The following is a 15,420-nucleotide window of genomic DNA, read 5'->3' as shown; positions in this document are numbered from 1 at the left end:
GATGTCGCCATCCGATACGCAGACGGCGAAAAGCCGCCGCTTCAGCACCATTCGCACGGTTGCCTGGGCTTTGCTCGGAGTACGCGGACACAAGCCGCACGAGCACGACGCAGAACCCTTGTCGCCGTTGCAGATTTTGATCACCGCGCTGGTTTTCATGCTGATTTTTGTGCTGGTGCTGGTGAGCGTCGCAATTTACATCAGTCGTCAGTAGTCGGACGCATCAACGCAGTAACCGGGCAATAACGATAATATGATCTGGAGGAAGTCAAGATGAGTCATCCCGCATCCGCAAGCCGCTATTTTGTTCCCCAGCCGTCGCACTGGCCGCTGGTTGGCGCGATCGCCTTGCTCCTGCTGGCTAGCGGCGCAGTGCTGATGATGAATTCGATTGCCAACGGCGGCTTCGTTCTGCTGGCGGGTCTCGCCGTCCTGACGACCATGCTTTTCGGCTGGTTTGGGCGCGTCATCGGCGAATCCGAGGGTCAGCGCTACAACCTGCAGGTCGATCGTTCCTTCCGTTGGGCAATGGCCTGGTTCATTTTCTCCGAAGTGATGTTCTTCGTCGCCTTCTTCGGAGCCCTGTTCTACATTCGCGTCCTGGCTATTCCCGACCTGGCGAGTCCCGAGCAGGCCGCGCTGTGGGAAGGCTTCCAGGATTCATGGCCAAGTGCCGGACCTGGGGCGAGCGATCCTTTCTCGCAGATGCACGCCTGGGGCATTCCGGCGGTCAATACGCTGCTGCTGCTGACTTCCGGAGCGACCCTGACCTGGGCGCACTGGGGGCTGGTCGCCGAGAAACGCTCGCAGTTGATCCTCGGGCTGGTGCTGACCATCGTGCTCGGTGTGACCTTTCTTGCCTTCCAGGTCTACGAGTATGGTGAAGCCTACGCCCACTTGAATCTCAAGATGACTACCGGTGTGTATGGTTCGACCTTCTACATGCTGACCGGCTTCCACGGCTTCCACGTCACCCTCGGGGTGACAATGTTGACGGTGATTCTGTTTCGCGTCCTGAAGGGGCATTTCACCGCCGAGCGTCATTTCGCCTTTGAAGGCGTCGCCTGGTACTGGCACTTCGTTGACGTCGTCTGGCTCGGTCTGTTCATCGTCATCTACTGGTTGTAAAAAGCTTCCGCTACGGGAACGGCGGCGCACCAGGGGTGCGTCGCGCCCCTTCCGCCCTGCGTGCGTGCATCAGGCGCTCGCTAACCGCTAACCCAGCCAAATCGCTGCGAGGCGATAAGCAGTGCAAAGAGCACGAAGGAAAGACCGACGCGCAGGGAAAGTGCCTTGACCGCACGCGTCTTGCCCTGGCCCTGGTCGCGATAGATGAACACCAGGGCACTGCCAAGACTGGCGACGATGGTAATCAGCAGCAGTGCGACGATGATGTGCATCGAGTTTCCTCCAGAAAGCTCGTAGTCTACCGGACTCGCGACCTCATAGGACCCCGCCCCGGGCCAAGCGTTCTGCCATGTCAATTTCCCTTTTCAAGCGTCGCACTCTGCGCCTGCTGCTGGTCAGCCTGCTGGTTATCAGTTGCCTGGCCATGGCGCGTTTTCAGTGGTGGCGCGCTGAAACTCGTGGCCAGCGTTTCGAACGCGAGCAGGCGGCGATGATCGCGACGCCAATCGCCTTGTCGGCGCAGCAGCGCCAGCGTGATGAGTTGATCGATAGACCGGCCACGGCGCGCGGTCACTGGCTGGCGGACAAAACCCTGTTTCTCGACAACAAGATCTATCGCAGCCGGCCGGGCTATCATGTCCTCACCCCCTTGCAATTGTCCGGTAGCGACGCCGTGATTCTCGTCAATCGCGGCTGGATCGGAGCGCCGCGCTTACGCTCGGATAGTCCGTCCGTGGCGACGCCAGCCGGCGAGATCGAAGTTTCCGGAGTGACCCGCAACTTCGAAACGCGGATTTTCGAGTTGCAGGAAAGTGAGCCCGAAGGGCCTCTCTGGCAGCACATCCGTGAAGCCGACTACCGTCAGCGTAGCGGCCTCGAAGCGCTGCCGGTGATTCTCCTGCAAACCACCGGCGAAAGCGATGGTCTGGCCCGTGACTGGGGCAGTGCGGACAATCCCGGGACAAAACACTACGGCTACGCGACGATGTGGCTGGTTTTCGCTCTCATGGCCGTAGCGTACGGCCTATTTGCCTGGCAGAAAAAATGAGTACACCCCGACCGACGGCCGACGCCGTCGACGAGCTTTCCGTGCCAATGAGCACCGCCATGCGCGCGGCGCAGCGCAAGGGCCGCTTGACCTTGCTGGCAATCGTTGCGGTCTGCGTGCTGCCTCTTCTCGCCGCCTTGTATTTTCGCTTTGTCGCGCCGCCCGAGGCCGTGGCGATGGTCGGCCAGCCGCTGCCCGAGCCGCTGCAGGTGCCTTTTGAAATGCTGCAGCGTCGGGATGGCGCAGTCCTCGAACACCCCGCAGTCAGCGGCAAGTGGCTGGCGATTTTCGCGGCTCCGGGCGCCTGCGATGAACGCTGTCGCCATACGCTCTACCTGACCCGGCAGGCGCGCACGGCGCAGGGGCGCAACATGGCCCGGCTGGAGCGTCTGTGGCTGATTACCGATGGCACGACGCCGGCGGCGGAGCTGCTCGCCGCTCACCCGGACCTGGTGCTGGTCAAGGCCAGCGATGCGCAATTGCTGACCCTTCTCGGGGGCGCTGAAGGCCGAAAGATAAACCTTGTGGACCGCCGAGGTTTTCTGGTTTTCCGCTACCCGGATGATGCCGACCCCAAGGGTTTCATTCGCGAACTCGGAAAGCTGATCAAGTTCTGAGTGCTGCTTCCAGGCTGTGGTGTTCAACGCCTTTGCTCAACCCATCCTGGAAAGCGTCGATGCGGCCCTTGTAGCTGCTGCCATCCGTGGCGCAGCCGGCGAGGGTGGCCGCGATCAGCCAAAGGCATCCTGGCGCTCGTCAGGAGGTCGGAGCGCGGATGCTCGCCCTACTCGCCCATCACCCGGCCCTCGCGACGCGGGTCAGCGCCCCCGACGTAAGCGCCCTGGCGTTTCTGAATCGCCTGCAGGCCGCTACTCAAGCCGATTTCCTTGACCGTGTGGCCCCTGGCTTGCAGGGCGCCGACAAAGTCCGCCGAAAAGCGCTCTTCCTCGAGCAGCGTCGGGCCGTTCAGCGAGCCGAAATTGGGCAGGTTGATCGCGTCTTGTGGTGTCAGTCCCCAATTGAGCGTCGCGTAGAGCAGCTTGGCGGTGTAGTGGATGATCATCGCGCCGCCCGGCGAGCCGCCGCTCATCAGCAGTTCACCGCTGTCGTTGTCGAATACCAGCGTCGGGCTCATCGACGAGCGCGGTCGCTTGCCTGGCTCGACGCGGTTGGCGATCGGCGTGCCGTTGCTGTCAGTCGGCAGGAAGGAAAAATCGGTGAGCTGGTTGTTGAGCAAGAAACCGCGCACCATCTGGCGCGCGCCAAAAGCGTCCTCAATGCTGCTGGTCATGGCCACGGCCTTGCCCTCGGCGTCCACGACGCTGATATGCGAAGTGCCATACTCGACCTGCTCGGGCATCGGCGCAAAACTGGCTCGCAGTGGTGTCGGCGAACCCGCCGTGGCGACTTTCATGCTCTGCGGACCGATCAGGCGTGCTCTCTCGGCCAGGTAGTCCGGCCTGATCAGCGAATCCCAACTGCCGGCCGGTGCGGCCACGAAATCCGGATCGGCGATATACCTGGCGCGATCGGCGAAGGCCAGGCGCGAGGCTTCCGTGTAGTAGTGCATCCAGAGGGGATCTTCGAAGCGCAGGAAGGGCGCGCGCGTGCGGTTGAGAATCCCCAGGATCTGGGCGATGGTGATCTCACCGGAACTTGGTGGTGGGAAGCCGCAGATGCGGTAACTGTGCGCCGGCAAGGCCGCCCGCGGCTCGTAGGTCGCGCATAGCGGTGCCCGCCGCTTCGCCTGGTAGCCCGCCATGTCGGCCATGCTCAGCTGACCAGGATTATCCGGATGGTCACGCACCCGCGCGACCACCGCCTGCGCGACCTCGCCTTCGTAGAAGGCTTGCGAGCCTTCGCTGGCAATGCGCCGCAAGACCGCTGCCAGTTCAGTGTTGCGCAGGATTGTCCCCACTGGGTGCGGTTCGCCGTCGCGCTCGTAGAAGTAGGGGCCGGCCTTGGGGTCCTTACGCAGATCGCGTTCAGTCTTGAGCAGCGTGTACAGGCGCAGGCCAAGCGGAAAACCCTCCTCGGCGAGGGCGATCGCTGGCGCGAAGAGGCGTGCCCAGGAAAGGCGGCCGTACTCGGCGTGGGCCATTTCGAGCATCCGCACCGTGCCGGGAACGCCGACCGCGCGGCCGCCGACCACCGCTTCGCGAAAAGCCATTGGCGTGCCGTCGGCTTTCATGAACAGCATCTCGCTGACGCTTGCCGGTGCCGTCTCGCGGCCGTCAAAAGCGACGATCTCACGACCATCGTAGTGCATCAGGAAAGCGCCGCCACCAATGCCGCTCGACTGCGGTTCGACCAGCGTCAGCACCATTTGCGCGGCGATCGCGGCATCGACCGCCGAGCCGCCCGCCTGCAGGATTTCCAGGCCGGCCTTGCTGGCCAGCGGATGCGCAGTGGCAACGGCGAAGCGTTGGCCGCTCCAGCTCGGCTGGTGGGTCGCCTCTGAGGTGCCTTCCGGCTGATTCAGCCCGGCGTGGGAGAGGCCGCTTGCTTGGCGCGCCGAGGGTGCGTGCGAGCAGCCGACGGCGAGCAAGGCCGCGAGGAAAGCGAAGTAGGCAAGTTTCATGGTGGCAGGCCGGTGGACAGATCAGCGCTTTGTCTCATTGAAGACGGGCAAAGGTCAAGGGGGAAGACTCATTTGACGCGCTGGCGCGATCCCCGTAGCGCTTGTTTCGGCATCTATATTAGTATATGCTTATGCGTATGCTTACCAATCGTGAAACCCTACTCTCCGGGTGGCGTGGGCTGCTGGCCAGCATAGCTGCCGTCGCCTCCCTTGCCGTGCAGGCACAAGCCTTGCCGATACTTGTTGTCGAGCCGCATTTGGTCGAGCTGACCTTGCCTGCCGAGGCCCTGGTCGAGGCGGTCAATCAGGCAACCCTGGCGGCACAGGTGTCGGGGCGGGTCGTCGAAGTACGGGTCGATGCCGGGCAGGCGGTGCGCAAGGGCGATCTGCTGATGAAGATCGACGCTCGTGAGGCCAAGGAAGCTGCGGCCGCCGCCGCGGCCGTGTTCGGCAATGCGCGCGCGCACTACCAACGCACCCTGGGCCTGCGTCAGCAGGGCTTCGTCAGCCAGGCAGCGGTGGACAAGGCGAAAGCCGATTTTGACGCCGCACAGGCGGCAGGTGCGCAAGCTGCGGTGAGCGTGGAGCATGCGACGGTGTACGCGCCGATCTCCGGGATCGTCGCCGCGCGCTTGACCGAACTCGGAGAGATGGCGGCGCCCGGTCGGCCGCTGTTGACCATCCACGATCCGAATGGCCTGCGGGTCACCGCCAGCATCCCACAATATCAGCTGCCGCAAATGCGCGCGGTCAGACAAGCGCGCGTCGAATTTCCCGAACTTGGCAAGTGGGTGGGCGCCAGCAGTGTCACCGTGCTGCCGACCGCCGACGCGGCGACGCACGTCTCGCCGGTACGGGTTGGCCTGCCCGCTGGCGTCAGCGAGCTTGCCGATGTCGTTCCCGGCATGCACGCACGGGTGCACTTCGTCATTGGCCGGGCAAGCAAGCTCACCGTGCCGCAGGCCGCTATCGTCAGGCGTGGCGCGGTGACTGCCGTTTATGTCCAGAATCAGGACGCCGTGCTGTCCTTGCGCCAGCTGCGCCTTGGCGAAAGCGTCGGCATCGGTGAGGTCGAAGTGCTCGCCGGTCTGCACGCCGGCGAGCGTGTCGTCCTCGACCCCGTAAAAGCGGCCATCGCCCTGAAGTCGTCGAAGCGGCCGGGAGAGTAGCGTAATGGGTGTTTCCGGCCGCATCGCCCGTTTCTTTGCCAGCTCGCAGATGACGCCCTTGCTGGCGCTGGTCGCGCTGTTGATGGGCATTTTTGCCACCCTGGTCACGCCGCGCGAGGAAGAGCCGCAGATCGACGTCACCATGGCCGACGTGTTCATCGCCTTTCCCGGCGCGTCGGTGCAGGACGTCGAGAATCTGGTGGCAACGCCCGCCGAACAGGTCTTGTCGCGAATGTCGGGTGTCGAGCATGTGTACTCGGTGTCGCGACCGGGAATGGCGGTGGTCACCGTGCAGTTCGAAGTCGGCGTCAAGTACAACGATGCCGTCGTGCGTCTCTACGACACCGTACATTCCAACCGCGACTGGCTGTCGTCTGATCTCGGCGTGCTCGAACCAGTGGTCAAGCCGCGCGGCATTGATGATGTGCCTATCGTTTCGCTGACCTTCTGGAGCACCGACCCCGAGCGCTCGGCGTTCGATCTGCAACAGGTGGCGCGCGCAGCCGAAGTGGACTTCAAGCGAATCAAGGGAACGCGTGACGTGTCCACGCTCGGCGGTCCCGATCACGTGTTGCGCGTGGCGATGGACAGCGAGCGCATGAACGCTTTTTCGGTGACCCCGCAGGATATTGCCGCCACCCTGCGTGCTGGTAACGCCCGCCAGTCGTCGGGAAGTCTGGTCGCCGAAAACCGCCAGGTCCTCGTCGAAACTGGCAGCTATCTCGAATCCGCGGCCGACGTCAGGCAACTGGTCGTTGCCGTGCGCGGCACTGGCAGCGAGCGCAAGCCGGTCTTCATCGGCGATGTCGCCCGCGTTGAGGAAGGCCCCGATCAGCCGCGCCAGTACGTCTGGTTCGGCAATCGAGACGGCGAGTTTCCGGCGGTTACCGTGCAGGTTTCGAAGAAACCTGGGGTCAATGCCGCCGACGTCGCCAGTGCCGTCATCGCGCGCGCCGAGTCGCTCAAAGGCACGCTGATCCCGGCCGGCGTCGAAGTCACGACGACACGTAATTACGGCCAGACGGCGACCGACAAGGCACAGAAGTTGATCGGCAAGCTGGTCTTCGCTACCGCTTTCGTGGTCCTCCTGGTCTTCTTTGCGCTTGGCAAGCGTGAAGCGCTAATTGTCGGCGTGGCGGTCAGCCTGACTCTTGCCGCGACGCTGTTTGCCTCCTGGGCCTGGGGATTCACCCTCAATCGTGTTTCGCTGTTTGCCCTGATTTTCTCGATTGGCATCCTCGTCGACGACGCCATCGTCGTCGTCGAGAACATTCACCGCTGGCAGGCCTTGCAGCCCGGCAAGCCACTACTCGAAATCATCCCGCTGGCGGTCGATGAAGTCGGCGGTCCGACGATCCTGGCCACTTTTACGGTCATCGCCGCACTCTTGCCGATGGCTTTCGTGACCGGCCTGATGGGGCCGTACATGAGCCCGATCCCGATCAACTCGTCACTCGGCATGTTCATCTCGCTGGCCGTTGCTTTTGTCGTCACCCCGTGGCTGGCCGCCCGGCTGCTGGCGAAGACTGCGCAGACTGCGCACTCGGCGGCTGGCGCTGCGCCGCACGCGGCGAGCGAGTCGCCCAGCCCAAGCCGAATCGAGCGCCTGTTTCGGCGCCTGCTGACACCGTTTCTCGATGCCCGGAAAGGTCGTGTGGCGCGCCGCTGGCTGTTGCTGGTCATCATGCTGCTGATCGCGGGCTCGCTACTCCTGGCAGTGGTGCAGCTGGTGGTCCTGAAGATGTTGCCTTTCGACAACAAGAGCGAATTCCAGGTCGTGCTCGACATGCCGGTCGGTACACCGCTCGAAGAAACCGCGCGCGTACTGCACGAGCTCGGCGCTGAAATCGCAAAAGTGCCGGAAGTGAGCAATTACCAGGCCTACGCGGGCACTGCCAGCCCGATCAACTTCAACGGGCTGGTCCGCCAGTATTACCTGCGCGCTGCTCCGGAACTGGGCGACCTGCAGGTCAATCTGGTCGACCACCAGCAGCGCGCCCGCAAGAGCCACGAGATCGCCATCTCGGTTCGCGATGCCATCGAAGCGATCGGCAAGCGCGCCGGTGGCAACGCCAAGGTCGTCGAAGTGCCGCCGGGACCGCCGGTTCTCTCACCAATCGTCGCCGAGGTCTATGGGCCCGACTACCGCGGTCAGAGAGCGGTGGCCAGGGAAGTGCGCAAAGTGCTTGAAGCGACGCCGGACCTGGTGGCCATCGACGATTCGGTCAACGCCGGCGGCCAGCGTAGCGTCGTGCACGTTCTGCAGAACAAGGCGGCGCTGCTCGGCGTCACGCAAAGCGACATTGTCGACGTCATACGCATGGGCCTGGCCGGCGATGACGTCACGCCGGTGCACAACACCGGCTCGAAATACGAAATCCCGGTACGTCTGACCTTGCCGGCCGAACAGCAGAGCACGCTTGACGCCTTGCTCAAGCTGCGCGTCCGCTCGCGCGACGGGCAGCTGGTACCGGTTTCCGAACTTGTCGAGGTGCGTGAACTAGGTCGCGAGCAGGCGATCTACCACAAGAACCTGCTGCCGGTGGTGTATGTCGTCGCCGACATGGGCGGCAAGCTCGATTCGCCGCTCTACGGCATGTTCGCGGCGCGCAGCGAGATCGCCGGGCGCGCGCTGGAGGGGGTCGATCACGCGGCCGGCTCGCTGGACGAGTGGTTCATCAAACAGCCAAGCGCGCCGGACGCCTCGTACAGCATCAAGTGGGACGGCGAGTGGCAGGTGACCTACGAGACGTTTCGCGACATGGGCATCGCCTACGGCGTCGGCCTGATCCTCATCTACCTGCTCGTCGTCGCGCACTTCAAGAGTTATCTGGTGCCGCTGATCATCATGGCGCCAATCCCGCTGACCATCATCGGCGTCATGCCGGGGCACGCCTTGCTCGGCAGCCAGTACACGGCGACATCGATGATCGGCATGATTGCCCTGGCCGGGATCATCGTCCGCAATTCGATCCTGCTGGTCGACTTCATCCGTCAGCAAATCGGCGAAGGAATGGCGCTGCGTGAAGCGATCATCCAGTCCGCCGCGGTGCGCGCCAAACCGATTGCTCTGACCGGGCTGGCGGCGATGCTCGGCGCCATGTTCATTCTCGATGACCCGATCTTCAACGGGCTGGCCATCAGCCTGATCTTCGGCATTTTCGTCTCCACCGTGCTGACGCTGGTGGTGATCCCGGTGTTGTACTACGCAGCCTTCAGCAAGGAGAATCAGACATGACCACCGATCGCGCCGTGCGCATCATGGCCGGCAGCTTCATCCTCATCTCGCTCGCCCTGGGCGTCGAAGCCAGCCCACTTTTCGTTTCGAAGCACTTCCTGTGGCTGACCACTTTCGTCGGCGCCAATCTCCTGCAGAGCGGCTTCACGCGCTTCTGTCCGGCCGAGAGCATCATGGTCAAATTCGGCCTGAAGCGGCTCGAAGACGCGTCCTGCAATCGCCCGGATTTGGGTCATGGTTGAGGCGCGGAGCCAATGCAGCGGATACGACTTCTGCACGCAGCAGACGTAGAATGTCGCGGTCAACGCGATGGAGGATCCAATATGTCCGCTTTGTTGAACGAGCTGGAGAGTAAAGCGCGCGCCCTAGCACCCGATGAGTGTGCCCACCTGGCCGACGTTCTTCTCGAGTCCCTGTGCGACTCCTTTTCGTCCGAGCTCGAAGACGAGTGGGGGCGAGAAGTCGCCGGCTGCGTTGCAGCCTTCGACCGAGGCGATCTGCAAACCTACGCAGCCGACGAAGTCCTCGCCGAGGCACGGCGCAAGGCTCGATGAGGCGTGCGCGTTTCATTGCCGCAGCGCGCCACGAGTTCCTCAGCGAGATTGACCACTACAATCAGGCACAGCCCGGTCTCGGTTTGCGCTTCATCGCTGCCGTCGAAGCTGCGGTCGCCAGAGCACTGGCGTTCCCACTTGCAGGCTCGCCGTCCGTCACGGCCCATATGCGGACGAAATGCATAGGTTAACGGCCGAATGCCCAAAGCCTGCGGACGGGCGAGGGCGCCCTGCAATGCGAACTGCATGTTTTTGTCGGCCACCAAGACGACCAGGTCTTGCAAAGCCAGCTCAGCTCAGAATTCCGGCCGCAAAAAGACTTCCCAAATCGGCTTGCCCTTGCTTCCAGTTCTGTAGTGCCGGATGACAGTCTCCTGCAACGATATCAGTTGCTCCCGCCTGGTCTTTGGCAAAGCACAGGATCTGGGCGGGTTCCAGCATGTTCAGAGCCACCGGGCTGTGCGTGGCGATAAGCACCTGACCATCGTAGATCGACGAGAGCGACTGGATCACGGTTTCGATAGCGCGAGGGTGGATGCCGTTTTCGGGCTCTTCGATAAGGAACACACCGTTCAGATCCGACAAATACGCGGGGATGGTCAAGGCCAATAGCCGAAGGGTTCCGTCCGACGCCAGCCACGAGGGAATCTCGGCACCGTTCGCGTATTTGATGACCAGGTAACGGTGTCGGTCTTCTCTGCGCTCGACGGTGTCGATGTCGATGATATCCTCCAGGGCAGTACGCACATGCTCAAGCCAGTCGCCAAAACGCTGCCGGTCGCGGCGCAATTCGGCAATCACCCAAGGCAGATTTGAGCCGTTGGTTTGAAAACGCTGCCCGAGACCAGGCGGACTCGGCTGACGAATGACCTGGCTGTTGAGTACTACGTTCTGTACACCGCTCTCAAGCAGATCCCGGAACCACGAGCTGACAGGAAAGTTGTCCTCATCGGCGGGAATGTGAGCCAGGGCCAGTTTGCTTCGCCCGAGGCGAAAGGATGGCGCGTACGACTTCTTCGCCCCTTCCGTGTAGTAGTTGTCGTTACCGCCCGGTGTCTTCTTCATCACCACCTTGAAACCTGGGCGCCCTTTGCCGACAAAGATGGACGGCGCGTGATCAGGGACCAAGGGGAACAGGTCGCGCTGCTGGGCGGGTGTCTCCGAGTCTGTCGTGCGCAGCCACAAGGTCTCGTGATTCAGCCCGAGCTCCTCCGTAGGCGCGTCAAAGCCAATTTCCAGTTCGTAGCGGACCAGAGTGTAGCGTTGCTTGTCGTCGGCCATCCGCGCACGGACAGCGGCGGGAATCGGCGCCTCAACTGCCAGCTGAAACGCCGCCCGCGAGCCCGCGTCTTCGCCTGGCCCCTGCCAGATCAACTTGTCGAAACTGGCGCTGCGCGAGAGCATGGTTTCACGCACGGTGCCACGCGGGTGCACATGTACGAGATCGCTGAGCAGTCCGATCACATCCAGAAAGGTCGTTTTGCCGCTGGCGTTTGGTCCCACCAAGGCCTGAATCGGTCCCAAGGTCTGGTCCACGGCTTTTAGGCTGCGGAAATGTCTCGTCTGAATACGGGAAAACATCGAACGGAGGGTAACCGATGCAATGGCAAGGATCCGAGTATAGGCGATGTTTTCTCGACATCGCCGCAGGAATCCTCAAGAATCGGTGATGGGCGATATCCTGTGTGCCGGAATGCTGGCCATCACGAGCGGGGCCTCAGGCTATCTGCCTTCCCGATCCCGGCGAGGCGACAAGCCTGCAAACGGAGCCAGGCGCGACTTGGTGACACCTGCCCGCGACCGCCGGAAGTCGCGCTCGGGCGCTATGACTCCTGGTCAATGCGCCCGGCCAAGCCCCGGCTGCGCTTTACCTGCTCACGTCCACCACCACTCGTCCGCGCACCTTGCCTTCGAGCAGTTCGGCGCCGACCGCGACTGCTTCCGAAAGCGGGATCTCGCGCGTAATGGCGTCCAGCTTGGCGATTTCGAGATCACGGCCGAGCCGTTCCCACGCTTCCTGACGAATGGCGAGCGGTGCCATCACGCTGTCGATGCCATAGAGCGTGACGCCGCGCAGGATGAAGGGCGCTACCGTCGCCGGGAAATCCATGCCGCCGGCGAGGCCGCAGGCAGCCACCGCGCCGCGGTATTTCGTCGTCGCACAGGCGTTCGCCAGGGTGTGGCTGCCGACGGTGTCGATTACTCCCGCCCAGCGTTCCTTGCCGATCGGCTTGCCCGGCGCCGACAGTTCGCTGCGGTCGATGATCGTGCTGGCGCCCAGGGACTTGAGGTGCTCGGCTTCGCCGGGGCGGCCGGTCGAGGCGGCCACCTGATAGCCAAGTTTGGCGAGCAAGGCGATGGCTACGCTGCCGACACCACCGTTGGCGCCGGTGACCAGAACCTCGCCGTCAGCAGGCTTGATGCCGTGCTTCTCGAGAGCGAGGACGCAGAGCATCGCCGTGTACCCGGCGGTGCCGATGGCCATCGCCTGCCGGGCGGAGAAACTTGCCGGCAGCGGCACCAGCCACTCTCCCTTGACACGCGCTTTTTCGGCCAGGCCGCCGCAATGCGTTTCCCCGACTCCCCAACCGTTGAGGACGACGCGGTCGCCGACTTTCCAGGCCGCATTCGAAGTTTCTGTCACCGTGCCGGCAAAGTCGATCCCCGGCACCATCGGAAAGCGGCGCACCACCGGCGACTTGCCGGTCAGTGCCAGGCCGTCCTTGTAATTGAGCGTCGACCATTCGACCTGGACCGTGGTGTCGGCTTCTGGCAGCACGGCATCGTCGATGTCCTGCAGTTGAGCTTGGTAAACGCCGTCGTCTTTGGTGATCAGGATTCCCTTGAACATGGTGATTCTCCTTGGTGGTGAAAAAATAGACCAGTAAAGTATGAACGTGCAAAACAGTCATGAAAGGTCATGACCGCTCTCTCGTTCCCGACCCTTCTCGCGCAGTGGGAGAAGGAAGTCTCGTGAGTCGCGGATGCGCCTTTCACGGTAAAAAAGCTCGGGTGCGCGGCAATGCCGACAGAAAGAGCTTGAAGAAGGCGCGCATCGGCGCCGTCGAGCGGGACAGCCTGGCGCGCAGTATCGCCCCCTCCCAGCCGACCCAGAAAGCGTGCGCCAGTGCCGGGCAGTCGGCGTCCGTCGCCAGTTCGCCGCTGCTTGCCGCGGCTGACAGACAGTCGGCCAGCGCTTGCTCCCAGTCGGAAAAAATCGCTTCCAGGCGCAGGCGCAAGCGTTCATCGAGCGCGCTGACTTCCTGTCCCAGATTGCCGACCAGGCAGCCGCGCTTGAAGGCATGCCTTTCGACGCCGTGGCAGGCGTCATCGACAAAAGCTGCCAGCCTTGCCAGCGGCGTCAGGAGCGGATTGTGAAAATGCAGCTTGAGCTTGCGCGCAAAGTACTCGGCATAGGTATCGACGGTCACCGCGACAAAAGCATCCTTGCTTGCGAAGTAGTGATAGAAGGAGCCCTTCGGGACATTGATCGACTTCAGGACATCATCAAGTGCCGTCGCACTGACGCCCTGGGTGGTCAGGATTTCGAGGCCGCGACGAATCAGCAAGGCCCGGGTGTCCGCGTAATCGAGGCCATTGCGCGCCGGGCGACCGCGTGGACGGCGAGGGAGGGTGCGAGTCGTTTCCATTGCCTGATATATTAGACCGAGCGTTTATAAATGTCAAAAAACTCTTGCTGAGCCGCTACTGGCGGCGTGCCGATTGGCGTTGCCATGGTATTTTCGGCTGGCGGCCCGGGAGCAGAGCCGGAAAAGTTGAACGTGCTAGAATCCCCGAGCGCCCGCAGCTCCATGTCTTTGGCTTACGCGGGTCAAGCACGTGGAATAAGAAAACAGGCAATCGATGCCGAGAAGGGGGTGCCCGTGTTCAAGACAATCCTGCGCTGGCTGGGTCTGGTCCCGCCAGATGCCGCGCCTCTACCGCAAGAAGCCGCCGCGCAGCTCGACGCGCTGGCGCCTCTCCAGTCTGCGCCACGGGCCGGCGCCACGACCAACACGCGCCGCGCCGCGTCCTTTGTTTGCCGCGAGGAGCTTCTCGATCGCGGCGAACAGATTGCCGGCTACGAGTTTGCCCTCGGGCGCAATCTGCAATCGCCGATGCTGGAGAAGAGCGCGAAGCTGCGGCAGGTCCATGACGAAGCGCTGCTGCACAATCTTTCGCCGCTGGCTGTTTCATCGCTGCTGGGCGATCGCTTTGCCTTCATCCGCCTTTCTTCGGCCTCGCTGAGCAGTCTTCTGCTGCCCGCTTTCGCGAACCGCAATGTGATCATCATGATCACTCCGGCGACGGCGGTGGCGAGCGATCTTGCGGACGTACGCGTGGCGCTGCGGCGCTTGCAGGACCTCGGCGTCAGGCATGCCTGGTCGCTCGATCGGCCACTCCCCGGGATGGCCGAGTTTCTCGAACAGGCGGCTCTCGTCGAGATCGACACCACCGCTTTCGACGGCATCCAGTTGAAGAAGCTGTGCGTCGACCTGCACGCCAGCAAAGGGAAGCCCAGAGTCATTGCCAGCAAGATCCAGAGCGCGGACGACTTCAGCCTTTGCTATCAAAGTGGCTTCGATTACTTCATGGGGCCTTTCGTTTGCAGTCGTGAGAACTGGCACCCGCCGAAAAGCGAAGTCAACCGGCTGCTGGTCTTCGAAGTCCTGAACATGCTTCGCTCGCGAGCCGATTTCGGCGTCATCGCCGACCGCCTGCGCAACGACCCGATCCTGACCTACAAGCTCTTGCGCTACATCAATTCGCCCGGTATCGGAATGCTCAAACGTATCGAAAAAATACCGCAAGCGCTGCTGATTCTGGGCCGGGACCAGTTCTCGCGATGGCTTTCCCTGCTGCTCTTCGATCTCAATCAGCCCGGCTATGTGGGGCGGGTCCTGAACGAGAACGCGCTGACCCGCGCGCGCTTCATGGAAAGGCTGGCCGGACAGGGGGGCTTGCCGCAGGAGGCCGACAAACTGTTCATGATCGGGCTGTTTTCGCTGCTCGACGTGATGATGAAACAGCCGCTCGCGGAGATTCTGAAGAAGGTTTCCTTGCCGGACGACGTCGTCTCTGCACTCCAGGGAGCGCCGGGCGCGATGTGCGATGCTCTGGCTCTGGCCATCGCCGTCGAATCGAAAGCGCCCGACGAGATCGCCGCCGCTGCCCTCTTGTGTGGACTTGAAGCTCAGCAAGTCACGGCCGTGATGCTGGAAGCGCTGGATTGGGCGCAGAACGTCGTCCACGCCGGCAAGAACTGATCGCCTGCAGCGCTCGGCGCGGCACCCCCCGTCTTCCCGCTGGCGCGATTCAGCCGCCGGCGCGCTTGCCGGTGAAACCCTCCTTCTCGAGACACTCGAGCAGGCGCTGGCAGTGATCCCCCTGCACTTCGATGACGCCGTCCTTGACCGTGCCGCCCGATCCGCAGGCGGTCTTCAGGCGTTTTGCCAGCGCGGCGAGATCGCCGGGGGCGAGCGCCAGCCCGCGCACCAGCGTCACCGTCTTGCCGCCCCGCCCCTTGCTTTCGCGGCTGACACGCACGCTGCCGTCAGTCTGGGGAAGTGACGCGGCGCGATTTGCGGCGCAGCAGCATTGCGGTAGCGGTCTTCGGCAGCCTGGGCACATGCGTCCCGTGTCGGTGGAATAGACCAGCCCCCCGGCCGATGGCTTACGCATGGCCAGGCCCGCCATGCCGT

At 62.9% G+C, this 15,420-nt stretch carries 15 protein-coding genes; 9 read left to right on the top strand and 6 right to left on the bottom strand.

The features are described from left to right. The first annotated feature begins 1 nt into the window (after position 1). Both V5B40_RS23545 and V5B40_RS23540 read left to right on the top strand, forming a co-directional pair. Positions 2-214 carry a DUF2970 domain-containing protein gene (locus V5B40_RS23545; RefSeq protein WP_332356832.1) on the top strand — a complete coding sequence of 71 codons (213 nt, stop codon included), beginning with the start codon at positions 2-4 and terminating at the stop codon, positions 212-214. 59 nt (positions 215-273) lie between these two features. Further along, a complete protein-coding gene (locus tag V5B40_RS23540; protein WP_332356831.1) occupies positions 274-1,128 on the top strand; it encodes a cytochrome c oxidase subunit 3 in 855 nt (284 codons plus the stop codon). Between the two features lie 80 nt (positions 1,129-1,208). On the opposite strand, the gene V5B40_RS23535 is transcribed toward V5B40_RS23540, so the two are convergent. Beyond that, on the bottom strand, positions 1,209-1,400 hold the full coding sequence (locus V5B40_RS23535; protein ID WP_332356830.1) for a twin transmembrane helix small protein: 192 nt from the start codon (positions 1,398-1,400) through the stop codon (positions 1,209-1,211). A 77-nt stretch (positions 1,401-1,477) separates the two neighbouring features. On the opposite strand from V5B40_RS23535, the gene V5B40_RS23530 reads away from it, so the two are divergent. Beyond that, positions 1,478-2,176 carry an SURF1 family protein gene (locus V5B40_RS23530; RefSeq protein ID WP_332356829.1) on the top strand — a complete coding sequence of 233 codons (699 nt, stop codon included), beginning with the start codon at positions 1,478-1,480 and terminating at the stop codon, positions 2,174-2,176. Continuing rightward, positions 2,173-2,793, top strand: coding sequence for a hypothetical protein (locus tag V5B40_RS23525; protein WP_332356828.1), 621 nt, complete (start codon positions 2,173-2,175; stop codon positions 2,791-2,793). The genes V5B40_RS23530 and V5B40_RS23525 overlap by 4 nt, the downstream gene beginning before the upstream one ends. 167 nt (positions 2,794-2,960) lie before the next feature. On the opposite strand, the gene V5B40_RS23520 is transcribed toward V5B40_RS23525, so the two are convergent. Continuing rightward, complete coding sequence (locus V5B40_RS23520; protein ID WP_332356827.1) at positions 2,961-4,757, bottom strand: gamma-glutamyltransferase family protein; 1,797 nt, start codon at positions 4,755-4,757, stop codon at positions 2,961-2,963. A 137-nt stretch (positions 4,758-4,894) separates the two neighbouring features. Here V5B40_RS23520 and V5B40_RS23515 point away from each other — a divergent pair, with 137 nt between their 5' ends. The 4 genes from V5B40_RS23515 to V5B40_RS23500 all read left to right on the top strand — a co-directional run bounded on the left by V5B40_RS23515 (position 4,895) and on the right by V5B40_RS23500 (position 9,718). Continuing rightward, entirely contained in the window at positions 4,895-5,926 is a 1,032-nt protein-coding gene (locus V5B40_RS23515; RefSeq protein WP_332356826.1) for an efflux RND transporter periplasmic adaptor subunit, read from the top strand. 4 nt (positions 5,927-5,930) lie between these two features. Continuing rightward, complete coding sequence (locus V5B40_RS23510) at positions 5,931-9,164, top strand: efflux RND transporter permease subunit (protein WP_332356825.1); 3,234 nt, start codon at positions 5,931-5,933, stop codon at positions 9,162-9,164. Continuing rightward, positions 9,161-9,406 (top strand): YgaP family membrane protein, encoded by a 246-nt coding sequence (locus V5B40_RS23505; RefSeq protein WP_332356824.1) that lies wholly within the window; start codon positions 9,161-9,163, stop codon positions 9,404-9,406. Before V5B40_RS23510 ends, V5B40_RS23505 begins: the two co-directional genes overlap by 4 nt. 81 nt (positions 9,407-9,487) lie before the next feature. Then, on the top strand, positions 9,488-9,718 hold the full coding sequence (locus V5B40_RS23500) for an addiction module antitoxin RelB (protein ID WP_332356823.1): 231 nt from the start codon (positions 9,488-9,490) through the stop codon (positions 9,716-9,718). Between the two features lie 291 nt (positions 9,719-10,009). Here the strand turns inward: V5B40_RS23500 and mads3 are convergent, their stop codons facing one another. The 3 genes from mads3 to acuR form a co-directional block, all read right to left on the bottom strand. Continuing rightward, a complete protein-coding gene (gene mads3, locus V5B40_RS23495; RefSeq protein ID WP_434735906.1) occupies positions 10,010-11,299 on the bottom strand; it encodes a methylation-associated defense system AAA family ATPase MAD3 in 1,290 nt (429 codons plus the stop codon). Positions 11,300-11,585: 286 nt separating this feature from the next. Further along, on the bottom strand, positions 11,586-12,569 hold the full coding sequence (acuI, locus tag V5B40_RS23490) for an acrylyl-CoA reductase (NADPH) (RefSeq protein WP_169064961.1): 984 nt from the start codon (positions 12,567-12,569) through the stop codon (positions 11,586-11,588). Between the two features lie 142 nt (positions 12,570-12,711). Continuing rightward, the gene (acuR, locus tag V5B40_RS23485) at positions 12,712-13,368 is read right to left on the bottom strand and encodes an acrylate utilization transcriptional regulator AcuR (protein WP_332356821.1); all 657 of its coding nucleotides are present in this window, start codon (positions 13,366-13,368) and stop codon (positions 12,712-12,714) included. Positions 13,369-13,602: 234 nt separating this feature from the next. Here acuR and V5B40_RS23480 point away from each other — a divergent pair, with 234 nt between their 5' ends. After that, positions 13,603-14,985: an EAL and HDOD domain-containing protein gene (locus tag V5B40_RS23480; RefSeq protein WP_332356820.1), complete on the top strand. Its 1,383-nt coding sequence runs from the start codon at positions 13,603-13,605 to the stop codon at positions 14,983-14,985. Between the two features lie 49 nt (positions 14,986-15,034). On the opposite strand, the gene V5B40_RS23475 is transcribed toward V5B40_RS23480, so the two are convergent. Next, positions 15,035-15,400, bottom strand: a complete 366-nt coding sequence (locus V5B40_RS23475) for a translation initiation factor Sui1 (protein ID WP_332356862.1) — start codon at positions 15,398-15,400, stop codon at positions 15,035-15,037. Between the last annotated feature and the right edge of the window lie 20 nt (positions 15,401-15,420).

This window comes from Candidatus Accumulibacter meliphilus, from assembly GCF_036625345.1.
Lineage (GTDB): Bacteria > Pseudomonadota > Gammaproteobacteria > Burkholderiales > Rhodocyclaceae > Accumulibacter > Accumulibacter meliphilus.
Note: the sequence above shows the minus strand (reverse complement) of the source record. Positions and strands in the feature narration are given on the sequence as shown.

Excerpts from the sequence above, each read along its gene's own strand:
- V5B40_RS23545 (WP_332356832.1), top strand. The coding sequence starts at position 2 with ATGTCGCCATCCGATACGCAGACGGCGAAAAGCCGCCGCTTCAGCACC.
- V5B40_RS23540 (WP_332356831.1), top strand. The coding sequence starts at position 274 with ATGAGTCATCCCGCATCCGCAAGCCGCTATTTTGTTCCCCAGCCGTCG.
- V5B40_RS23535 (WP_332356830.1), bottom strand. The coding sequence starts at position 1,400 with ATGCACATCATCGTCGCACTGCTGCTGATTACCATCGTCGCCAGTCTT.
- V5B40_RS23530 (WP_332356829.1), top strand. The coding sequence starts at position 1,478 with ATGTCAATTTCCCTTTTCAAGCGTCGCACTCTGCGCCTGCTGCTGGTC.
- V5B40_RS23525 (WP_332356828.1), top strand. The coding sequence starts at position 2,173 with ATGAGTACACCCCGACCGACGGCCGACGCCGTCGACGAGCTTTCCGTG.
- V5B40_RS23520 (WP_332356827.1), bottom strand. The coding sequence starts at position 4,757 with ATGAAACTTGCCTACTTCGCTTTCCTCGCGGCCTTGCTCGCCGTCGGC.
- V5B40_RS23515 (WP_332356826.1), top strand. The coding sequence starts at position 4,895 with ATGCTTACCAATCGTGAAACCCTACTCTCCGGGTGGCGTGGGCTGCTG.
- V5B40_RS23510 (WP_332356825.1), top strand. The coding sequence starts at position 5,931 with ATGGGTGTTTCCGGCCGCATCGCCCGTTTCTTTGCCAGCTCGCAGATG.
- V5B40_RS23505 (WP_332356824.1), top strand. The coding sequence starts at position 9,161 with ATGACCACCGATCGCGCCGTGCGCATCATGGCCGGCAGCTTCATCCTC.
- V5B40_RS23500 (WP_332356823.1), top strand. The coding sequence starts at position 9,488 with ATGTCCGCTTTGTTGAACGAGCTGGAGAGTAAAGCGCGCGCCCTAGCA.
- mads3 (WP_434735906.1), bottom strand. The coding sequence starts at position 11,299 with ATGTTTTCCCGTATTCAGACGAGACATTTCCGCAGCCTAAAAGCCGTG.
- acuI (WP_169064961.1), bottom strand. The coding sequence starts at position 12,569 with ATGTTCAAGGGAATCCTGATCACCAAAGACGACGGCGTTTACCAAGCT.
- acuR (WP_332356821.1), bottom strand. The coding sequence starts at position 13,368 with ATGGAAACGACTCGCACCCTCCCTCGCCGTCCACGCGGTCGCCCGGCG.
- V5B40_RS23475 (WP_332356862.1), bottom strand. The coding sequence starts at position 15,400 with ATGCGTAAGCCATCGGCCGGGGGGCTGGTCTATTCCACCGACACGGGA.